Source organism: Parvimonas sp. D9 (assembly GCF_035282565.1).
Lineage (GTDB): Bacteria > Bacillota > Clostridia > Tissierellales > Peptoniphilaceae > Parvimonas > Parvimonas micra.
Genome location: NZ_JAYKBM010000099.1, coordinates 1 through 297 on the forward strand (window position 1 = coordinate 1; position 297 = coordinate 297).

The 297-nt window shown below is 55.6% G+C and carries 1 protein-coding gene; it reads right to left on the reverse strand.

Annotation, left to right across the window (positions count from 1 at the left end; translation table 11 throughout):
* Window positions 1–72: 72 nt before the first annotated feature.
* A partial coding sequence (locus VJI94_RS08185) for a hypothetical protein (RefSeq protein ID WP_324008994.1) occupies window positions 73–297 on the reverse strand: 225 nt, incomplete at its 5' end.

Sequence of the window (297 nt, forward strand, 5' to 3'; positions counted from 1 at the left end):
TAAATGCTGCCAGGTCTTTCGACCGGGCCTTGCGACGCGCCAGCATCACGTCAAGTCTGACAACAACAGGCATTAGACGATCTCATCCAGATCATCACGAAGTCGCCTGCCCTCGTCTATAATTCGGCAGATCATCATCACTAGCGTGGAGATGGCAAGGACGAACAAGCTTGCGGATAGCGGCACACGAACTGCCGGAAGAGGACGTGCAGTTGCAAGCGCTGCATATTCGTTAAGGAAGATTACCGCCAACGGAATGATGGTACCGACGGCGGCTGCGGCAAGGAGCCAGCGACC